This is a genomic window from Niabella soli DSM 19437, assembly GCF_000243115.2.
GTDB lineage: Bacteria > Bacteroidota > Bacteroidia > Chitinophagales > Chitinophagaceae > Niabella > Niabella soli.
The window spans coordinates 1-21,345 of record NZ_CP007035.1 but is presented as its reverse complement, the minus strand read 5'-3'; the positions used below and the strand labels follow the sequence as shown (position 1 = coordinate 21,345).

Annotated in this window: 15 protein-coding genes and 1 tRNA gene; 2 read left to right on the top strand and 14 right to left on the bottom strand. The window is 44.3% G+C overall.

Going from position 1 to position 21,345, the window contains the following annotated elements:
- Window positions 1–370: 370 nt before the first annotated feature.
- The 11 genes from NIASO_RS00085 to NIASO_RS00035 form a co-directional block, all read right to left on the bottom strand.
- Window positions 371–1,183, bottom strand: coding sequence for an SDR family oxidoreductase (locus tag NIASO_RS00085; RefSeq protein WP_008582377.1), 813 nt, complete (start codon window positions 1,181–1,183; stop codon window positions 371–373).
- Between the two features lie 67 nt (window positions 1,184–1,250).
- On the bottom strand, window positions 1,251–1,898 hold the full coding sequence (locus NIASO_RS00080) for a LolA family protein (protein ID WP_008582379.1): 648 nt from the start codon (window positions 1,896–1,898) through the stop codon (window positions 1,251–1,253).
- Window positions 1,899–1,985: 87 nt separating this feature from the next.
- Complete coding sequence (locus NIASO_RS00075) at window positions 1,986–4,562, bottom strand: FtsK/SpoIIIE family DNA translocase (RefSeq protein ID WP_008582381.1); 2,577 nt, start codon at window positions 4,560–4,562, stop codon at window positions 1,986–1,988.
- A gap of 108 nt (window positions 4,563–4,670) precedes the next feature.
- Window positions 4,671–5,057 carry a DUF423 domain-containing protein gene (locus NIASO_RS00070; RefSeq protein ID WP_008582383.1) on the bottom strand — a complete coding sequence of 129 codons (387 nt, stop codon included), beginning with the start codon at window positions 5,055–5,057 and terminating at the stop codon, window positions 4,671–4,673.
- Entirely contained in the window at window positions 5,050–5,556 is a 507-nt protein-coding gene (locus NIASO_RS00065; RefSeq protein ID WP_008582384.1) for a shikimate kinase, read from the bottom strand. The genes NIASO_RS00070 and NIASO_RS00065 overlap by 8 nt, the downstream gene beginning before the upstream one ends.
- A 214-nt stretch (window positions 5,557–5,770) precedes the next feature.
- On the bottom strand, window positions 5,771–6,955 hold the full coding sequence (locus NIASO_RS00060) for an acyl-CoA dehydrogenase family protein (protein WP_008582386.1): 1,185 nt from the start codon (window positions 6,953–6,955) through the stop codon (window positions 5,771–5,773).
- A 206-nt stretch (window positions 6,956–7,161) separates the two neighbouring features.
- Window positions 7,162–9,312 (bottom strand): M3 family metallopeptidase, encoded by a 2,151-nt coding sequence (locus tag NIASO_RS00055; RefSeq protein ID WP_008582387.1) that lies wholly within the window; start codon window positions 9,310–9,312, stop codon window positions 7,162–7,164.
- 59 nt (window positions 9,313–9,371) lie between these two features.
- Window positions 9,372–10,466: a hybrid sensor histidine kinase/response regulator gene (locus NIASO_RS00050; protein ID WP_008582389.1), complete on the bottom strand. Its 1,095-nt coding sequence runs from the start codon at window positions 10,464–10,466 to the stop codon at window positions 9,372–9,374.
- Window positions 10,467–10,478: 12 nt separating this feature from the next.
- On the bottom strand, window positions 10,479–12,611 hold the full coding sequence (locus tag NIASO_RS00045) for a sensor histidine kinase (protein ID WP_008582390.1): 2,133 nt from the start codon (window positions 12,609–12,611) through the stop codon (window positions 10,479–10,481).
- A gap of 31 nt (window positions 12,612–12,642) precedes the next feature.
- Entirely contained in the window at window positions 12,643–13,374 is a 732-nt protein-coding gene (locus NIASO_RS00040; protein ID WP_008582392.1) for a GNAT family N-acetyltransferase, read from the bottom strand.
- Between the two features lie 7 nt (window positions 13,375–13,381).
- On the bottom strand, window positions 13,382–14,518 hold the full coding sequence (locus tag NIASO_RS00035; RefSeq protein ID WP_008582395.1) for a ThiF family adenylyltransferase: 1,137 nt from the start codon (window positions 14,516–14,518) through the stop codon (window positions 13,382–13,384).
- Window positions 14,519–14,583: 65 nt separating this feature from the next.
- Between NIASO_RS00035 and NIASO_RS00030 the strand changes: the two genes are divergently transcribed.
- Window positions 14,584–15,054 (top strand): response regulator, encoded by a 471-nt coding sequence (locus NIASO_RS00030; protein WP_008582396.1) that lies wholly within the window; start codon window positions 14,584–14,586, stop codon window positions 15,052–15,054.
- Between the two features lie 289 nt (window positions 15,055–15,343).
- Entirely contained in the window at window positions 15,344–16,540 is a 1,197-nt protein-coding gene (locus NIASO_RS00025) for a hypothetical protein (protein ID WP_044046357.1), read from the top strand.
- 789 nt (window positions 16,541–17,329) lie between these two features.
- Here the strand turns inward: NIASO_RS00025 and NIASO_RS00015 are convergent.
- The 3 genes from NIASO_RS00015 to dnaA all read right to left on the bottom strand — a co-directional run bounded on the left by NIASO_RS00015 (window position 17,330) and on the right by dnaA (window position 20,902).
- Entirely contained in the window at window positions 17,330–19,192 is a 1,863-nt protein-coding gene (locus NIASO_RS00015; RefSeq protein WP_008582399.1) for a sulfatase family protein, read from the bottom strand.
- A gap of 89 nt (window positions 19,193–19,281) precedes the next feature.
- A tRNA-Ser gene (locus tag NIASO_RS00010) sits at window positions 19,282–19,370 on the bottom strand.
- A 98-nt stretch (window positions 19,371–19,468) separates the two neighbouring features.
- Complete coding sequence (gene dnaA / locus NIASO_RS00005) at window positions 19,469–20,902, bottom strand: chromosomal replication initiator protein DnaA (protein ID WP_008582401.1); 1,434 nt, start codon at window positions 20,900–20,902, stop codon at window positions 19,469–19,471.
- Window positions 20,903–21,345: the final 443 nt, after the last annotated feature.

The following is a 21,345-nucleotide window of genomic DNA, read 5'->3' as shown; positions in this document are numbered from 1 at the left end:
GATGATTTAAGTATACAACGAAAATGACCCCTGCAGATCAACGGGTCAAAGGTCTCCGCATTCCGATTTATCGGAAGCAGACTTTCGCAGAAGAATGAAGGGTAATCCGCGCCGCGCCATTGGCTCCCGATTTATCGGGATGCGTAAATCTGCGGGCCAAAAAAATTAGTCATCCCTAATTCATGCTGCTTTAGACACTGTGATTTCTGTGCTTATGCAATTTAAAATCAGCTTAAACGACTTAGTTGTACAGCATTCACGAATAAATTATCTGGTATTGCTTCTTCCAAAAATAGGCACAAAACAATAGGTGCCGCTGGCGCATATTCGTGCATTAGTGGCAAAAAACTATGCTTCTTTGAAGATGTATCTATACCCCGCTGAAAATAGCAAAACCGCCATCTACATTTACTACGGTTCCGGTTACAAATTTTGAGGCATCGCTCAGCAACCAGATCAGTGCGCCAGTCAATTCTTCAGGATGTCCAAACCGTTTAAACGGTGTATGCTGCACCACCAAATTGCCCCGCTCTGTATAGGATCCGTCAGCATTGGTAAGCAGTTCCCGGTTCTGTTCCGTCAGGAAAAATCCCGGAGCAATAGCGTTCATGCGGATCGCATCACCGTAACGATTGCCCAGCTCCATAGAGAACCATTTGGTATAATTGTCAATCGCACTTTTGGCAAGGCTATAGCCCAGCACTCTTGTAATTGCACGCTGTGCGGCCATGGAAGAAATATTTACAATGCTGCCGCCGCCTTTTTCTGCAAGCACTTTTCCAAAAACCTGGGTAGGAAGAATGGTTCCAAACAGGTTGAGGTTCATTACCGCCTGTAGCGCGGGAATATCCAGGTCAAAAATGTCCATATTTTTTTGGATAACCGCTTTTTTCATATTGCCGCCCGCAGCATTCACCAATCCGTCAATGGTACCAAACGCATCCAGTACCCGGTCTCTTCCCTCAAGCAACTCCTGCTCATTTGTTACATCGGCAATAAGGGCCAGCGCCTTGCCTCCTTTGGCTTTGACGGCCGCCTCCCGCTCCTGGGCAACGGCTTCATTTCTACCCATGATGACCGGTATTCCTCCGGCCTCCGCAATTCCATCCACAAAGGCTTTACCTAAAATACCGGTGCCGCCGGTTACTACAATCACCTTCCCGTTTAAATCAAAATTGATCATGAAATAAATTTTAGCTCTGAAAAAGGGGCCTGAAAACAGGCCCCCACAATTATTTATCTATAAATGCTTACCTCAAATCCACCACTTCCACACCGGGATATTTTGCTTTATCAAAGGTGAATTGGGTATCCGGCATCGGTACATTTGGTTTCAGGCTGCTGATCATATACACATACCGGTTACCGCCTTTTTCAACCACTGTGGTGCCCACTACTGTTTTGGCGGCCTTATCAATTGCAAGATATAGACGGCTGAACGGCTTATTTTTATCGATGGGCTGCATAATGATATTGGTAACGGTTTTACTGCCAATCTTCGAATCATTTCCCATTACGTACATAAAGTCCTTGTTATAAAAATCAGTAAACAATTTCTGCGGAGTAATGGTACTCTCCGATTTATTTGCAGTATTTACCGTTACTTCTTTTGAGGAGGGGTCATAGTTCCAGATGGTAGTACCATCACTGATGATCTTATTATTGCCGAAGGATATATTGAACTTTTGCCCCTTCATATTCACCGTACCGCTCTTCTTTGACAATACTTTTCCCTGCGCATTTTGTATGGAATAAGCAAAATTAGCTGAAACAGTTTGGTAGGTTTTAAACTTAGTGCTCACTTCATCCAGTATTGCCTTCGCCTTTGGATCTCTTTGCTGCGCAAATGAAAAAAAGGTTGCCAGTAAAAGAGCTCCACTTACATATAACTTCTTCATAGTTATTTAATTTGATTTGAAAATTATTATAATCCTTAGACGTCTTCCGCGTTTCAGGGTTGCGGTGTTAACAGTTTTTAACAGCCCTTACCCTAACATATCCAGGTGCTGCTGCAATTCTGCTTCTGTTTTTATGAGCACCTCCCGGGCCTTACTGCCCTGATTAGGGCCAACGATGCCCGCTTGTTCCAACTGGTCCATCAGGCGGCCCGCACGGTTATAGCCCAGTTTCATTCTTCGCTGCAATAAGGAGGTGGAGCCGATCTGGTTAGCCACAATGAGCTTAGCGGCATCTTCAAAAAGGGAATCGCGGTCATCCAGATCAAAATCGCCACCGGCTTCAAGGTCTTTTTCATCAATATACTCCGGTAAAAGAAATGGTTCGGGATAGCCTTCCTGGTAGGCAATAAAGTCGACCACTTTGTCTACCTCAGGCGTATCAACAAAGGCACATTGTAAACGGGAGAGCTCGCCGTTTAGGCTGATCAGCATATCACCTTTACCAATCAACTGATCGGCACCGCCGGCATCCAGGATCGTACGGCTATCGATCTTACTACTTACTTTAAATGCGATACGCGCGGGGAAGTTGGCTTTAATAATACCGGTGATGATATTTACAGACGGACGTTGCGTGGCAATGATCAAGTGAATACCCACGGCACGCGCCAACTGGGCCAGGCGTGCAATCGGCATTTCCACTTCCTTACCGGCAGTCATGATCAGGTCTGCAAATTCATCCACCACCAATACAATAAACGGCATGAACTGGTGCCCCTTTTCAGGGTTCAGTCTGCGTTCCGTAAACTTGGCGTTGTATTCTTTTATATTCCGGCAGCCTGCGTCTTTTAAAAGATCATAACGGGTATCCATTTCAATACAAAGCGCATTGAGTGTATTGATCACTTTTTTAGTATCGGTAATGATCGCATCTTCTTCGTTGGGCAGGCGCGCCAGGAAATGGTTTACGATCTGGCTATAAACGCTCAGCTCCACCTTTTTAGGATCCACCAATACAAACTTTAATTGCGAGGGATGTTTGCTGTACAGCAGCGATACCAGGATCGCATTGATACCAACTGATTTACCCTGACCCGTAGCACCGGCCATCAGCAGGTGCGGCATGGTAGCCAGATCTACGATAAAATTTTTATTATCGATCCGCTTTCCCAGCGCAATGGGTAAGGAATAAGTGCTTTTTGTAAACTCATCCGAAGCCAGCAAGGTTTTCATACTTACAATGCTCTTCCGGGCATTGGGCACTTCGATACCAATGGTGCCACGCCCGGGAATGGGTGCGATGATACGGATACCAAGCGCCGACAGGCTCAGGGCAATATCGTCTTCCAGGTTCTTGATCTTGGAAATACGCACCCCGGCGGCAGGTACAATTTCATAAAGCGTTACCGTTGGTCCAACGGTGGCGCTTATGCGTTGTATTTCGATATCGTAATTGCGCAGGGTTTGAATGATCTGGTTCTTATTATTTTCCAGCTCGTTTTGATCCTGTATCACTTTTTCACTTCCGTGCGTTTCCAGCAGATCCGTAGTAGGCTTCTTGTAACTCCTCAGGTTCAGGGCAGGCTCGTAAGTTTTTTTCTTTTCGGCCGCCGGTGCTGCCGGTTGAGCGGGGGTTATAGGGCCTGAATTGATCTCCAGTTTCAGATTATCATCTAACACCGGCTTGTCTTTCGACACTATTTTTGAGGGGATCGCCAACTCCTGTGCAGCATCTTTTTCAGGCTCCGTTTCAATAACCGGTTCGGGCCTTTTTGCAGTCGGCTTTAATACGGTAATGCGTTCATGCCCTTCCTCTTCTTCCATGGCATGCACTTCCGGCTCCTTATTGATCAGCCTGATATCATATTTCGGTTTTTCGGCAGCAGTATCCATGACCAGTTTTGCTCCCCCGGTGCCCGTATCAACAGGTGTTGCATTTTCAACCACTGCAATAACCGGCTGTTCGCCCGGCATAGTTTCATCGGCCGCCGCCTCATCTGCAGGCAGAACAGGCCTTTTCAATTTTTTAGGAAAGCTGAAAACGGGATTGAACTGCCAGATAAAATACCCGATCACGATCAGTGCCAGTACGGCGCCTGCACCAATTTTTCCCAGGGACGCAACCAGCCAATGCGCTATAACATTACCTACCCCCCCGCCATAACGGAATTCTTCATCGTGCAGCAGGTAGGCCAAAATGGCCGATACTACCAACATGCCCAACGTTACATATTTCAGGTTGCGCCAAACGGAAAACACTTTGCGTCGCCACATCAGGTTCACCCCTATTACAAAAAAGAAAGTGCAGATCAACACGGCCGCCACGCCAAATAGCCGGTAAATAAAATATTGTGCAGAGAGACCGCCCAGTTTCCCCAGCAGGTTCTCCACCTTTACATCAGAATTCCAAAGGATCTCACTGCCCCTTGATAATTGAGTAAAATCCTGCTTCCAGGTAAAAAAATAAGATAAAAAAGATATGATAAGAAAAATAGAAACTACCAGGAAAGTAACGCCTGCGATTTTCCAGGTGCGTTCATCTTTAGCCAATGCCTTCAGTTGAATTTTTTCTTCCTTTTCAACTTTCCAGGTTCCGGCGGTTGGTTTCTTAGTACTGATCCGAGCTGTTGGTTTTTTACTCTTCGATTTACTCTTAGTCGACATGGAACAAAGATACTATTTACGAACGGAGAAATACCTACCAGAAGCTGCTAAAAATTGGCCGGTGCGGAAAGGAAAAACGGGCTGACAATCAGATTTTTCGGCAAACAATCATTTATTATTAACCACCCCCAACAGGAAACAGACCCAGCCGGCGATAAAAAACAGCCCACCGATAGGAGTAAGAATTCCAACGCCGCCCAACCCCACTTTTCCTGTGGCTTTCAGCGCCGTTAGCGCATAAAGCGAACCGGAGAACAGGATGATCCCGATCAAAAAGGCCGCTCCCGCCCAGGACAACATTTTTACAGGGAACTTTTCATAAACAATTGCCACCAGCAGCAAAGCAATAGCATGGTACATCTGGTACTGCACGCCGGTTTGAAAGGTAGGCACGGTATCCGGGGCTATTTCTTTTAATTTATGCGCGCCAAAAGCGCCCAAAATAACGCCAATGCCTGCAACAGCGGCTCCAATGCTCAGGTATAATTTATGCATTCATTATTTTTTTTACAAACTCCTCGGGTTTAATATGGGTATCGTCCACTTTTAGCTTTGCCTGTTCGTAATAAATACGCCGGTCGTTGTTTTTCTTAACAACATAAGCCCTCAATTGTTCATCATCCAGATCTTTTAATAAGGGGCGATGCAGCCGCTGCTGGCGCAAGCGGCCCAATAAAATATCAAAAGGCGTGTTAAGCCATACTGTAACCCCGTGCGCATTCATATAGTCGATATTATTGAAATAGCAGGGAGCGCCGCCGCCACAGGAAAGCAGCAGATCAGGATGGCTCTCGGTTATCATGTACAAAACTTCCTTCTCGCGCATGCGAAAATATTCTTCCCCGTTTTCTTCAAAAATCTGATTGATCGGTTTCCCTTCCGATTCAATCACCAGGTCGTCCAGGTCGTAATAGGGCAGCTCCATTTTTTTACTGAGCTGTTTTCCCCAATGTGTTTTGCCCGCTCCCATAAATCCTATCAAATAAATGCGCATGATTCTCTTATATTTTTCGTTGGGGTCAATGATTATTGACCCTTACTTTTTCATGAGGTCAATGGTTATTGACCGCTACCTTTTATCCGGGCTGCTGTACAGGTGGCCTCTTCGTTGCGTCGCACTCTTGTACACCGGTGCATTGATGGGCCAATTATTATTGGCCCCTACGGCGACCATTGACCATATTCACTTCTTACTATTCACTTTTCACTTATTTAAACGCATTCATCCCTGTTATATCCATGCCGGTTATCAGCAAATGAATATCATGGGTACCCTCATATGTAATCACACTTTCCAGGTTCATCATATGCCGCATCACCGGGTATTCGCCGGTAATGCCCATCCCGCCTAATATCTGGCGCGCGTCCCGGCAGATCTGCGTGGCAATGGCACAGGAATTTCTTTTGGCCATGCTCACCTGCTGCGGAGAAGCGCTGCCCTCGTTCATCAGCACCCCCAGCCGCCAGTTCAGTAATTGCGCCTTAGTAATTTCGGTGATCATTTCCGCCAGTTTTTTCTGTTGTAACTGGAAACCGGCAATAGGTTTTCCAAACTGTGATCGTTCTTTTGCATAACGCAGCGCGGTATCATAACAATCCATTGCCGCGCCGATCACCCCCCAGGCAATACCAAAGCGGGCTTTATTTAAACAGCTCAGCGGCCCTTTCATCCCTTTAACGCCCGGCAGGATATTTTCTTTGGGCACCCGTACATTATCAAAAACCAGCTCGCCGGTTGCTGACGCCCTCAGGCTCCATTTATTATGGGTGGTGGGCGTTGAAAAGCCCGGCATCCCGCGCTCCACGATCAACCCCTGCACGATCCCGGCTTCATCTTTTGCCCATACCACGGCAACCTGTGCAAATGGCGCATTGCTGATCCACATTTTTGCACCATTTAAAATTACGTGGTCCCCGGCATCTGTAAAATGGGTATTCATACTGGAGGGGTCGCTACCATGGTCGGGCTCCGTTAGCCCGAAACAGCCCAGCCATTCGCCGCCAGCCAGCTTTGGCAAATATTTTTGTTTTTGCGCTTCGTTTCCGAAAGCATAAATGGGATACATCACCAGCGAACCCTGGACCGATGCCGTGGAGCGAACACCGCTATCGCCCCGTTCCAGCTCCTGCATCATCAGTCCATAGCTGATATAATCCAGGCCTCCACCGCCATATTGGGTGGGAATAGTGGGGCCAAAACATCCCAGCGCTCCCAATTGTTTTACAATCTGCTCCGGAAAAGCGGCCTCTTGCGCGTAACGCTCAATGATCGGGGAAATTTCTTTCTTTACATAAGCCCGCACCGCATCACGGATCATCCGGTGCTCCTCCGTAAAGAGTGCATCCACTTCAAAATAATCCGGACTCTGAAATAAATCGGCCTTTACAGACATAACGCCAAAGGTTGATGATGAACAAAGGTAACCGAAATGGACGTATTTCTATTTAACCGCGGAGGCGCGGAGACGCGAAGGATTTATCGCCAACAGGCTGCCTCATTTTAATCGTCATACGAACCCGACGGTAGCGTTTTGCATGTTGCCGCTCTCTAAAATTCCATTCCCCGCACCACAACCTCGCTATTAAAACATTTATATCGTTATTTCTTCTTGCCAGGGACAACCAATCCGCGGTTTTCCAGCAACGGCTCAATACTGGGTTCTTTTCCCCTGAAGGCTTTGTATAAAGTTGCCAGGTCCTCAGTATTTCCTCTAGACAGGATCATATCGCGAAATCGCTGTCCGTTGGCCCTGTTGAGCCCGCCGTTTTCTTTAAACCAGGCAAACGCGTCATGGTCTAGCATCTCGGCCCAACTATAAGCATAATAGCCAGCCGAATAGCCATTTGCCCAGATGTGCAAAAAATAAGAAGACCGGTAACGCGGCGGCACATAAGCAACAGCAGTGCCTGTTTTAGTCAATGCTTTTCTTTCAAAGGCGTCCACATCGGTAACGGCGCTGTCCTTTGCCCCCAGCAAATGCCATTGCATGTCCAGTTCAGCGGCTGCCAGCAACTCCGTCATGGCATACCCCTGATTAAAAGTACCGGCATTTTTTATTTTATCTACCAGGGCTTGCGGAATCACGGCGCCTGTTTTGTAATTCCTTGCGTAGTTTTTCAACACTGTTGAATCGAGCGCCCAATGCTCATTAAACTGCGAGGGCATTTCAACAAAATCCCTGGATACATTGGCACCGGACAGGGAGGGATATTGTTGATCGGCAAACATCCCATGCAACGCATGACCAAATTCATGGAACATGGTGGTTACGTCGTCAAAGCTCAGTAAAGCCGGTTGCCCTTTTACGGGTTTGGGAAAATTACATACATTATAAACAACCGGCCGGGTGTTCAACAATTTGGATTGTGTAACAAAATTATCCATCCAGGCGCCCCCATTTTTATTATCCCTTTTAAAATAATCTGTATAAAACAACGCCATTGGTGTTCCGTCTTTATCGAACACTTCATACACTTTTACGTCTTCCTGGTAAACGGGAAGATCGGTTCTTTGTTTAAATGTGATCCCATACAACTGGTTAGCAGCAAAGAAAACACCGTTCTTCAGCACACTATCCAGCACAAAATAGGGTTTTACTTCCGACTCATCCAGGTCATATTTTGCCTTGCGCACCTTCTCAGCATAAAAATCCCAATCATAAGGCTCCAGGGCACCGGTATCTTTTTGCTGCAATTTCATTGCTTTAATATCCCGCGCCTCTGCAGTTGCTTTTGCAAGGGCCGGTGGCACCAGTTTACTCAAAAAATTATTTACCGCTGCGGGAGTTTTGGCCATTTGGTCCTGCAGTTTCCAGGCGGCGTAACTGGGAAAACCAAGCAACCCGGCCTTTTCCCTGCGTATGGCCGCGATGCGCAAAATATTATTACGGGTATCGTTCGAATCCCCTTTCTCTGCACGGGTCGAGGAAGCTTCAAAAAGGTTTTTGCGCACTTCCGGGTTTGTTAAGGATTGCAGGTCTGGCTGTTGGGTGGTATTCGTTAAGGATAACACGTAGGCACCTTTTTCACTCCTGGCCTTTCCCGCCTCCGCCGCAGCAGCGATCTCTGCATCCGTCAGTCCGGCCAGTTGTTCTTTTGAATGCACCACCAACGCTCCCTGTTTTGCAGCTGCCAGTAATTGGTTACTAAACTTTGTACTAAGTGTTGCTTCTTCCTCATTCAGTTTTTTTAACTGCTCCTTACTTGAATCGGGAAGCGCTGCGCCATTCATTACAAATTGCTGATGGCAATGTTCCACCAGGCGTTTGGATTCCGGATCCAACGACAATTTATTTAACTGCTTATATAGCGTATCTATCTTATGAAATAGCTTTGCGTTCATATAGATTGAATCGGAATGGGCTGAAAGCCGCGCTGCCATTGCTTCCTGTATTTGCTGCAACCGGTCATCCGTATTAGCGCTGGTGAGCACGTTAAAAGCCAGATTGGTACGCTTCAATACCTGGCCCGATCTTTCGAGCGCTACAAAAACATTTTCAAACGATGGTATTGCCGTATCCGTTGCAATATGATCGACCTCTTTCATCTCTTCCTGCATTCCTTTTTCAAATGCGGGAACAAAATCTGTTTCTTTTATTTTATCAAAGGGGATGGTATGATAGGGAAGCGTACTTTCCTGAAATAACGGATTACTTTCACTGCCTCCGGCGGATGGCTGCGGGTTGCGGTTTTGCATGGTACAGGATGTAAGGATCAAAAAAGAAAGAAAATAATAATAAGTTAGCTTCATAAAAATTTAATTTTAAAATTCATTGCCGGCCCCTGCGGCGATAACGGATGAATCAACAATTATGCAGTGGTGGCTTCGTCGTAATTGGGAATCACTACTTTAAAGGTACTGCCTTCCCCCAGGCGGGACTGCACTTCTATGGTACCATTTAATTTCGCCAGCGATTCTTTTAAAATATACAACCCCAATCCTATCCCTTCCACATTCGTACTTTTATAAAACTGATCAAAGATCCTTTCCCGATCATTTTCATTAATCCCGATTCCATTATCCGTTACAGCAATAACTGCTTCTTTTTTCAGCGTCAGTACATCAATTTTTACCATCTTGTCCGGTTCCTCCTGACGCTGGCATTTTACGGCGTTCGATAATAAATTGGCAATAATCACCTCAGCCCGGAACGCATCGCCCAAAAAGGGATATTGTTCATCCACCTGTACCTGAAAGTTAATACCTTTTGCATTTCCCAGGCTCTTGTATAACCGTATCAGGGAATCTATGAGCTCTTTAAAATTAACTGATTCGGGCCGAACATCGAACCGGGCGGTTTTATAAAACTGAATTGTTTGTGAAACATAATAATCCAGCTTTTGCACACAGGTCTCCATCAGCTTCCAATATTCCCCGGCAGCATCGTACATATCATCCATTTTCACCAGGTCCAAAATCCCTTTGGCAGAAGCGATGGGCGCCCGCAGTTCGTGGGACACGCTGTACACAAACCGGTTCAAACTATCATTGGTCTTCTGCAGTTCTTCCATCTTCTCCTGCAGGTCTTTTGAAGCTTTAAACCGGTCGTAGGCATTCAAAATGCTGTTCACTACCTCAAGCTCGTCCCAGGGTTTTGTAATATACCGGTAAATGTCTCCTTCGTTAACGGCGTCTGCCAGTACTTCCACGTCAGTATAACCCGTTAATAGTATGCGGGGGATATCCGGATATTTTTCCTTTGCCTGTTTCAGGAACTCAACCCCCGTAATTTCGGGCATGCGCTGATCAGAAACCAATACATGGATCGGTTCTTTTTCAAGCGTTTCAAATGCTGCCGCAACAGAAGTAGCCAGGAAAACCTTAAACTTCCTTCTAAAAGCGGCCATAAAGGAGTTGAGGTTTTGCTGCTCGTCATCAACATATAATACATTAATCCCTGACATAGCACTTCTTATTTATCGAACCGGTAAACTAATGACAAAGGTAGTTCCTTGTCCTGATTCCGTATCTACCCTAATTAAGCCATTATGTTCGTCAATAATTCCCTGCACAATCGACAGTCCGAGTCCCGTACCTTCTCCCACGTCTTTTGTCGTAAAGAAGGGTTCAAAGATCTTCTTTTTGACTGCTTCCGGAATGCCCGGGCCATTATCTTTTATGGATATCACGACGTACCCCCGCTCTTCGGAAGTGGTTATTTCCAGGCGGCCGGTCATAGCTGTAGTTTGCTGTTGCTCCTTTATGGCCTGGATGCCGTTGGTAATAATATTCATAAACACCTGGTTAATGCTGCCGGGCGCGCATTCGATTTTCGGAATATCACCCAATTTTTTGACCAATTCAAAGTCTTTGGGAAACAGATTTTTCACCAGCAAAATAGTAGAATCGAGCCCGTCGTTGATATTTACGCGTTTCCAGCTTGCTTCATCAACACGCGCAAAACTCCGGAGTCCCTTTACAATCTCTGAAGTGCGGCTTGCGCCTTCCCTGATTCCGGATAACAAAGTGGTAATTTCCTCGTTTACATAGCCAAAATCAATATCCTTTTTAAATTCTTCAATTTGTTCGATCTGAGGGCGGATCTCGTTCGATAAATCAAGCGCTTCGTACATTTTAATGATCTTCCCCAGATCAGCCACATCATCCTCCAGAGGTCTGATGTTGGAGGTAACAAAATTGATGGGGTTATTGATTTCATGAGCGATGCCTGCGGTCAACTGGCCCAGCGACGCCATCTTCTCGGTTTCTACCAATTTGCTCTGGGCATCCTGGAGTTTTTTCATAGCCCCTTTCAGCTCTTCGTTCGTTTGCGAAAGTTCTTCTGTGCGGTTTTGCACTTCTTTTTCCAAAATAACATTCTGCTCTCTGACCAAACGTTCATTTTCCTTTGACACCCTTAATGCCTCCCTGCGCGCAATTTCCTGGTTGCGGCGATAGGTATTAATTTTATCCGCCAGGGCCAGGGAAAGCAGCGTGATCTGAACGGCCGAACCTATTTCCAATATATAATTCGTAAACAGGCTATAAGGGACCATCCCTGCAGATCTGGCTACATAAACAATTACAGACAGCAGAAAAATTGAAAAGGCGAATAAAAAGAATACAGAAGAACGGATCTTTTTCCTGTAAGCTATAACCCCGGTAGTGAGCGCTACAACAGAACCAATGGCGGCTATAAAATTAATAAGATTGAAGGCAACATACGGGTAATTCAGGAACTGGGCAATTGCGGCAACGCAGTACCCCAGGATCAGCAGGTTAAGCACCCGATCCATTTTAGGGGCTACGTTCCTTGTTTGTAAAAAATGTTTTACAAATAACGCGGTAGCTATGCCCGATAAAACTCCGCTTATATTAATGCTGGCCATCCCAACCGCGGGATTATCTTTCCACAGGTACATTTGTCCATATCCGCGCAACACTACCTGGGCCGCCCCAACAAAAAAGATGAAAAATATATAATAGGTATAGCTGCTGTCTGCGACGGTAAATTTTATAAATATATGATACAGCACCATAATCAAAACGATTCCCAGGTAGATCCCGAAAACCATATTATTTGTTGCTTCCCGGTTATACAGCGCTTCACCCGAACCAATAAAAACAGGTAAATGCATAGGCGTCGGGGAGCGGATCTTAAGAAAAATGGTGGCAGTGTTTCCCGGTTTCAGGCGCACTTTGTACACAAAATTCGTCATACGCTCCAACCGTTGGCTAAAGGCAACTTCCCTTCCCGAATGCAGGGAATCTGTGACCGCACCGTTAATGGTGGTATAAAAAAAAAGCGTATTCAATGTCGGGTTTTCCAACAGAACATAAAGCGAATCGCTTGCAGAATTATTTTTTATTGAAAACTGCACCCAAAAGGTGCTCTTTGAAATGCCGATTGATTTATCTTTTTCCGCCTCAAAATGCATTTTGTTGATATCCCGGATGGTAAGTGTGTTTGTTTCATCCTCTGAAAGGGCCAGGTCCCGCACCTGTATTAAACGGGGGGAGAGAACATAAGAGGTGGTATCAACAGCACAAAATCCGCGGCCAGCAAAAAAAATAAAACAGCACAACAACAACAACATTTTTTTTGGCATTTGACAACACATTTTATCAAAGAATACTGATTTATTTATCTTCGTATTTTGGTGGCACCCAATTATGCACTTCAAGTTCATAGTCAACTTCAAATGCCCCCTTGGGGCCCTTTTCAGCAAGGCGAACCGTTTTTGAGTTTCTCAGCAATAAGATACTTTCCAGTTCCTGTGGATTGGCCAGGCTAAAATCATGAACATCCCTCAACCGCATCACTGTAGCAATAAAATCATCCTTAGGATAAAAGAAGAGCCCGTCTTTCCCCAACTCCGTTTCCACCACAAACCCATTTCTTTTTCCCATTCTAACGGTAGCGGGGGCACAAAGGACAAAGATGCTTTTTACGCCCAACTGATCACTGATGGCGATGCCCACCCTGGATAAAATATGGCTTCCGATCCCCAGCCCTGCAATCTCTTTCGAATTCCACAGTCCGCAGATCTCGCAGGTTCCTCCTTTTTTAAAATCGTTCCAAACAACCGTATCGATCAATGGATCATATTTGCTTACAGCGCTTTGTATCGGCAACGGTGCGCTTCCGTCAAACACCTGCACTTTTGCACCGCCATATATTTTCCCGGTTTCGGGGTCTTCCGCTATAATTACAATCGTATACGGATCCTTCAGCCAGTCATTACTATCTGAAGTTATTTTAATTATCCCGTAATAGATCTCAAGAATCTTTCGGTGCCCGTAAATAAATTTTTCACATGCCTCCGGATCATCTACCGCCCGAAATGCCCGTATTCTTATCGTATTTATCAAACCACAATTAATTTACAAGGTCAGAAAAATCCACATTATAACGACCGGAAACATTATACTGGCCTAACAAAATCCTTCTGCTTACATCCGCTACCATTGCACCGCCCAGGCCAACAGCGGACGCCAATTGCGGCCAGCCGGTAATACTGACGCCTATCTCTTTTAACGACTGTTTCATTCTGTCGGAAATATTTTCAGCGCCAATAATATCAACCGTTGTATTCAACCGCTCAGCAGGTGTCAGCCGATCCAGTTTTTCAATCACTGCTGCATCGCTCATTCCTTCAAACAGCTTCATTCTTCCATGCAGGATTGGCCGGTCTGGCTCCAGGTCAAACCGTTCTACATCCAGCAGCCCTTTGTCATTCGTATCCATTATTACAGGAATTCCCATACTCCGGGCCTTTATTCTGCTTTTGATTTTAACCGGCAGGCTGTCGCACTCTTCTGCTAAAAGATCCAGCTTGCCATCCCTCGTAAAAAAATCATCCATATTTTCATCCGTCAATCCCGCAGTATAACACGTCACGTCCATATACGGATCAAGTTCTGCTATTTTACGCGCTGCCAGCACTGCTTTATTAACGCCAATATCCTGCACGCCTACAGACAACCGGTTCATGTTGCTCAGATCAATCGTATCAAAATCGGCCAATCTTAATGCACCGCATACCCTTTCAAGCGCCAGCGTAAATGCCACCGACTGGCCAACTGATAAGCCAACAACCCCGATTATTTTTGATTGTAAAACCAGCCGCTCCTCCGGAGTAATTTTGTACAGGTTACGGTTAGTCCTTACCTCGATAAATGCATCTTTGTTGAGCAAATGAACCAGCTTCTTTGACCACGGATAATAAACCCATGTACCATATTCTTCAATTGCAGTATCGCCCAACTGCGCTTTTAGTAATTGATCGAAATCCTCCTCCGCCCAGGTCTTCACATTTCTGATCTTTAGTAGTTCCTTAAGCTGCCGCAAAATCGTATCAATAATTTCAACGCCCGTTATCTCATTTTTAATAAATTCATAGATCGCTTTATCGTTCGGATTTCCCAATTTTAAAAAAACGGGATGATATGGATGCTCCAGCGATTCATTTGCCTGTTTATTTTGTGAATTATCAGCAGTTGTGCCTTTTCTCATAAATAATGAGTATATTTGATTTGTTTCTTACAAACTTACTGAATTATTAATTCCAACCCTTATTTATGCAGGAATCTCTTCAATATTACAATGTTTTGTATGTTGACGATGAAATTCATAACCTGAATTCCTTTAAAGCCTGTTTCCGGAGGCAGTTTACGGTATTGATTGCCTCCAGTGTAGCAGAAGCAATGGAGATCCTGAAAGAGAAAGAAGTGCATCTGATCATTACAGACCAGCGCATGCCTGAAATAACAGGTACAGAATTTCTTGAATCTATAATGAAAGTATACCCCGATCCGATCCGGATGTTGCTTACCGGCTATGCGGATATTAATGCCGTTATTGATGCCATCAACAAAGGGAATATCTTCAAATACATACAAAAACCCTGGGATGAGGAAGAATTGCGGAAAACGATAACAGAAGGACTTGAATTGTATGCCTTAAATAAAGCCAAAAAAGAAATTGCCGGAAAATTGGAAGAAAATAACCGGCAAATGGAATTCATATTAAGACAAACCCTCCTCTCCTGATAACAATAGTTCGTTTTTTAAATATTTAGTAATTTGATTGTCAGCTAAATATATTTATACCGGATATTTTATTGCCGATTCAACCAAACTGGCGGGTTATTTGCTTTTTTAAGAAGCATCCGGCAGGCTGCTCAAACGTCTTTCGCCCTCAGGGATGATCATAATAAAATGATAATCAAACACATTTTAGACTCCGGATCCGGATAGCCACCCGGAAGTATGACAAGAAAGAACTTTGACCAGCCCTATGGGTACAAGCTTTATTTTGATTACCAATCATTTATTAGCAATGAAAAAACTGTTGATTTCCGCTGTGTTGTTGTGTTTCGTTTTCCTGTCCCAGGGTCAGAATACCGCTACCTCCGCTCCGCCGGCTACACAATCACTCAGAGATAAGGTGCTGGATGATATCCAGAAGAGTTTCACGAGTAAGACGAAATCCTTTGATTCAACTGTTACGCAATTAGACCAACGCATGTCGGCGTTGGATAAATCGATCACAGAGTCGAAAGATGCTAAGGACAAGGCAGACAAGCTGGTGAAACGCGTGCAGGCGGTTGAGGAAAAACAAAAAGCAATAGAACAGAATGAACTGAACATTTTTCAGGCCAACTACCAGTCGGCCATCGTAAACCTGGTTTCCATGGAACGGGAGATCAAACCGCTGATCCTATTTAATTCCACAAAGGCATTTTTCAATTCGCTGAACGCAACGGGAAATCCGCTGAATTACGACGGTTATACCAAATGGTATAATTCCTACGCTGCGTTTGTAAAAGAAAAAAAAGCAGAAAGCCCGGCCTTAACGGTGACCAGCAACCTGTTAACTTTTGCCAGTGGTTTTTCTAAGGGCGTTCCGGTAACAGGCCCCATCACTTCTGCCCTGTTTTCCAGCATGACCACCTATATTGACAATATTGGCAAAAAAGAAAAAGCATTGAAAGCGCAAAGCGAGGAAATGCTGACGTTGACGATGAAGATCAGCCAATTTAACTACGACAACAACAGGATAGAAAATGAGTGGGAGGCGATCACTGCCGAATTACAGGACCTTCAGAAAAAATACGATAAATCATTAAAAGAGAATCTCGCCATCATTAAAATAACCCCAGCGGATTTTGATAACAACTTTTCAAAAGAGAATGATGCTGAAAAACGCTACCAGTACCTTACAAAATTAAGGGATCTGGCAGCAGGCTTTGTTACTAATGAAAAACAGAATAACCCCAAGGAATGGCGCCAGGCGGCCTATATACAAATGAATGACGTGCAATCCTTAAAGCAGCGGTTTGGCCAGGTCACCTTCCGCATCAGTCAAAACCTTTTAAAATATAAAGAATTATTTGACAAATACCGGAACGATCCCCAATTGGGCAGCCGCATTAAGGATCTCGAAATAAAAATGCGGGATCTTCAGGAGTCGTTTGACAAAACCTTTGACCCGTTAGAATATATCAATTCTGCCAACAGGATGTTTAAAGTTTAGGCTCAGCGCCCGTTCAACAATTATATCTGACAACAACTTTTTCCGCTGCACGCGCAGATGAGGTATCCGTATTCAATGTCGTTTACTTTAGCTTTCAGAGCAGATCTTTTCTAGCTTTTACAAAGGACTACATTCATTGTTTATAACATTTTTTGCAAAAAACGATGTTGATACAATCTTTTCATTTCTATTGATAATTTCATTCTGTTTTGTTTCTTCTCTTACTTTTTTCAGTCGATAAAAAAGTAAGCAAAAAATCTTTTTCCGCCGGAAGGTGAATTCCGCCCCCCTATTTTGCAACCAGGCCGGGGCGGAACCGGTCAACTCCTCGCTACAGGCCTGGTTATGACGCCTTCCTGCCATTCTGTTTTTAAAAAGTCGTCTAGCGCCGTCAAAACCGCCGTTCCGCTTGATTTGACCTTTCACTGCCCGGCGGAACCCCTTCTAAGTAACATCCGGTTTGGGAAATGCAATTGTCTTTTATCGGGATATATTTTTCGTCATAATTTCGTTATTCTTTTAAGAAAATGATACTGAATTATCAATATAAAATATTCAAGGACTGCACGTTCAGATGCTTTCTTCCTCGGTTAAAAAAACATCAAAAAAAGAACGAGCACTGCATTTTATAAAAATAATGCCCTTCTACATTTCTAATTCAATATTTCTTATTTTACATTTTCTAGAATCCGCCGCTTAAGTAAACGACATTATATCCGTATTAATGAATGGCCCTTCGATTTCAGCGGGAAAAGATCGGTATATGAAGAAGCAACTTACGCTTTTTCCTTACGGAGCTTTATCTAATTGATTCATTACAAACTGAAGATCCCTGATCGTTCCTTCATAAGGTTGTAAACGCCCCTCCAGCTTCAGTCCCTGCAGCATGCCGCAGGTCACATATCCTTCCTGTATTTTGGTAAGGTCCCGGTGCAATGCGGTGGCCAGCACCTCCCGGTTGTTAAACAGGACTGACAGTGCTCCTTCCTTTGTTAGCCGGAAAACCAATTGCCCGTTTTTTTCCGGCAGCAAGGTACTTTCGAGAATGCTATCGCCACCGGTGCCGATGCCTATTTTTCCCTTATAAGCAAATAATTTAAAATTATTGAAGTAGTCGCAAACAACCCCGCCTTTATTTATTTGTGTGAGATAGGCGGTAATATACAGTACATCGGGGTTCCAGCGTTTTCTGTTAAAAGACAGATCAGATGCGCTTTTGTTTTGGGCGATCACATAACTGTTATCAAAAAACTGCGGCAAGGGACCGCTTTTAATCATCTCGTCTGTTTCTCCCTGCCGGGACAGTTCGCGGGTTAACAGATCTCTCAATGCATCCAGCTTGCTTTTATAGTTTCCTTGCTGCGCCAGGTTATGAAACTCTTCCGGATCCTTTTGATCATTATATATTTCTTCGGGTGGATGATAACTGTAGCGGTTCAACAGGAATTGAGCCTGTTGATTATGCACAGCCGCTTCCACCCAGGAATCAAAGTAAAACTCGTTGCGCTCTACTTTATCAATATGGGTGATAAAACGTTTACCCGGATGATAGTTTTTTATATAATGCCAGCCATCGGCAGTAATAATACTCCGCGCCGGCGTATAGTTATACCAAAAATGTGGCTCAACAGATGTTTCTGCAAAAACAAAATCATGATGATGCATTTTTGCATTGTCCAGTACCGGTTTAAATGACTTTCCGTCTAACCCCGTTACCGGCACTCCACCTCCGGCATCAACCAGCGTCGGTGCAATATCAACCAGGGAAATCAATGCATCCGAGACGGTGCCTTTTGCTGTATGGCCCGGCCATCGTACGATCAGCGGCACTTTCAGTCCCTTATCATAAACCGTCCATTTTGCTGACGGAAACTGGGCTCCCTGATCAGCAGTAAACATAAACAAGGTATGCTGTGTCTGCCCTGCCCGGTCGAGCGCCTGCATTACCTCGCCCAGCATATTATCCGCTGCACTTATACTTTGATAATAAGACGCCAGCGCGCCGCGCGTTTCCTTTGTATCGGCCAGGTAGGCCGGCATTTTTATTTGCTGCGGATCAAAGTCCTTATGCGGGAACCAGGGCACATGGGGCAACCAGGGCGCCACAATTAAGCAAATAGGCTGATTCGCATGTTTGCTAAAATGATCTTCGATCAGGTGTACGGTTTCTTTTTTCCGATCGACCCGGTTTTCGACGGGCGCATATTTACCAAATTCCTTTCCTATTACTTCAAAAGGGAAATTCTTTAAGGGAAATACATCTATTTTACCCGATATCACCACCCGGTATCCCAGCTTTTGTAAAAATTGGGGGAGGCCCTGAATATCCGGGCGAACGGTAAAATGATTCATTTGCGACCCGTTTCTATAAGGATATAAGCCAGTAAAAACAGCACTGCGGGAAGGCGTGCACATAGAGGATGCAGCATAAGCTTTGGTAAAACGCATCCCCTCTTTTGCCAGCAGATCCATGTTGGGGGTTCTTACATCGGCATTACCATAGCACCCCACATCCTGCTGGTTCAGGTCATCAGCAATAAATACAATAATGTTGGGCGCCTGCTGCGCCGATAAATTACCTCCTGCCAGGCAATAGAAAAATAACAAGAGACCGGTAATATACCCAGCTTGCCTTATCCGATGTGGTTTCATATGACAATCTTTATATTACAAAAGTAGGCGGGCCGCAGTTGCTACGCATAAAAAAAATGGCCCCAAGGGAGCCATTAAAATTTTTTTAGCGGTGAGGGCGGGATTCGAACCCGCGGTACAGTTTAACCCGTACGGCAGTTTAGCAAACTACTGATTTCAGCCACTCATCCACCTCACCGGCTGATCCTTTACAGGGGTTGCAAAAATATAGAAATGGAACTATATAAACTAAAAAAAACGCCTGTTTTGGTAAAATAAATTTTTAGGAAAGCAGCGCTACATGGCCGCCAACTGTACTTTCTGGTGCAGTTCCAATACATTCTCACGGAACACAGAATCCGTGTCCATAAGATCTTTCACGGTTTGACAGGAATGGATCACTGTGGTATGATCGCGACCGCCAAAATGTTCCCCAATGGTCTTAAGACTATTTTTGGTAAACGATTTAGCCAGGTACATCGTTATTTGCCGGGCCTGTACAATTTCCCGCTTCCGGGTCTTTTGCAGCAGTTTATCGTAAGACACGTTAAAGTAATCGCAAACCATTTTCTGAATGGTGTCTATTGTAATTTCCTTACTGGAAGATTTTATAAAATTACGCAATACTTTTTTAGCCAGGTCGAGATCAATTTCCCTCCGGTTCAAGGAAGATTGTGCCAGCAGTGAAATCAGTGCGCCTTCCAGTTCCCGCACATTACTATTAATGTTGTAAGCAATATATTTTACTACTTCTTTAGGCATGTCCAGCCCGTCCGCCTTCATTTTGCGTTCCAGGATCTCAATCCGGGTCTCATAATCCGGGATCTGCAGATCCGCGCTCAACCCCCATCTGAAACGGCTCAGCAACCGCTCCTGCACGCCTTCAAGATCTTTGGGAGATTTATCGGAAGTCAGGATCAACTGTTTACCGGACTGGTGCAAATGGTTGAATATTGCAAAAAATGCATCCTGCGATCGTTCCGCTTTGCTGAAAAACTGCACATCGTCCACGATCAATACATCAATCAGTTGGTAAAAGTGTATAAAATCATTTATAGCGTTGTTCCGGCTATGGTCCATAAACTGATTGATGAACTTTTCCGAACTTACATAAAGTACTATTTTATTTGGATAGGCCTTTTTCACTTCATTTCCAATGGCCTGTACCAGGTGTGTTTTCCCTAATCCCACGCCACCATACACCACCAACGGATTAAAAGAGTTGGCTCCTGGTTTCTCGGCCACCGTTTTGCCGGCCCTCCGGGCAACACGATTGCAGTCACCCTCGATATAAGCATCAAATGTATAATTGATGTTCAACTGAGGATCGATCTGCATTTTTTTAATGCCGGGAATTACAAAAGGATTTTTTACAGGGTTATTAATCACGAGAGGGAAATCCATTTCGTTATTGGAATAGGTTTTGTAACCAGTGCCCGTAACATCCATGGTGAGTGGTTTATTCTTACTGTTCCCACTGTCTACCATGATCCGGTACTCAAGGCGTGCTTCTTTTCCTAACTCACGCTTCAGGGTCTTTGCCAATAAATTTACATAATGTTCCTCAAGATATTCAAAAAAGAATTGGCTGGGTACCTGAATAACCAGCACGTTGTTTTTAAGTGAAATTGCCTTAATAGGTTCGAACCAGGTTTTGTAATGTTGCCATTCAACAATGTCTTTAATAATCTTTAAGCAATTAGACCAGATTTTTTCGACATTTTTCTCCATGAGAAGTTGCACAATTTATAAGATCATTCAGATAAGGGTTTCTAAAAAAGGTCCAGCAAAAGTTATTTTCTCTATAGTGATAAAAAAGTTTCGCGGGACAGCGAATATCCACATTTATTCAACATAAAAAAAATTTAATCCTCAATTTTTTTTTACTATGGCACAAAAACTATTTTTTCTGATTGCCGATTACAAATCTTTCAATAAAAAGATCAAAAAACAGAAAATAATTTCATTGCGGCCTTTTGATTGCCGGGCCCTGGCATTGCTTAATGGTTAAGCGCCATCCGTTAACGACTAAACCGTGAAACCCTTTACTGCAAAGGGTTTCACGGGATTTATAAAAATAACCTTATTTATCTAGGCGTCGCGCAGTTTGTTCAACGCTTCTCTTAATAAACCAGTTGGGGCTTAATTTTTTACGAAGTATTTACTTTGATTTT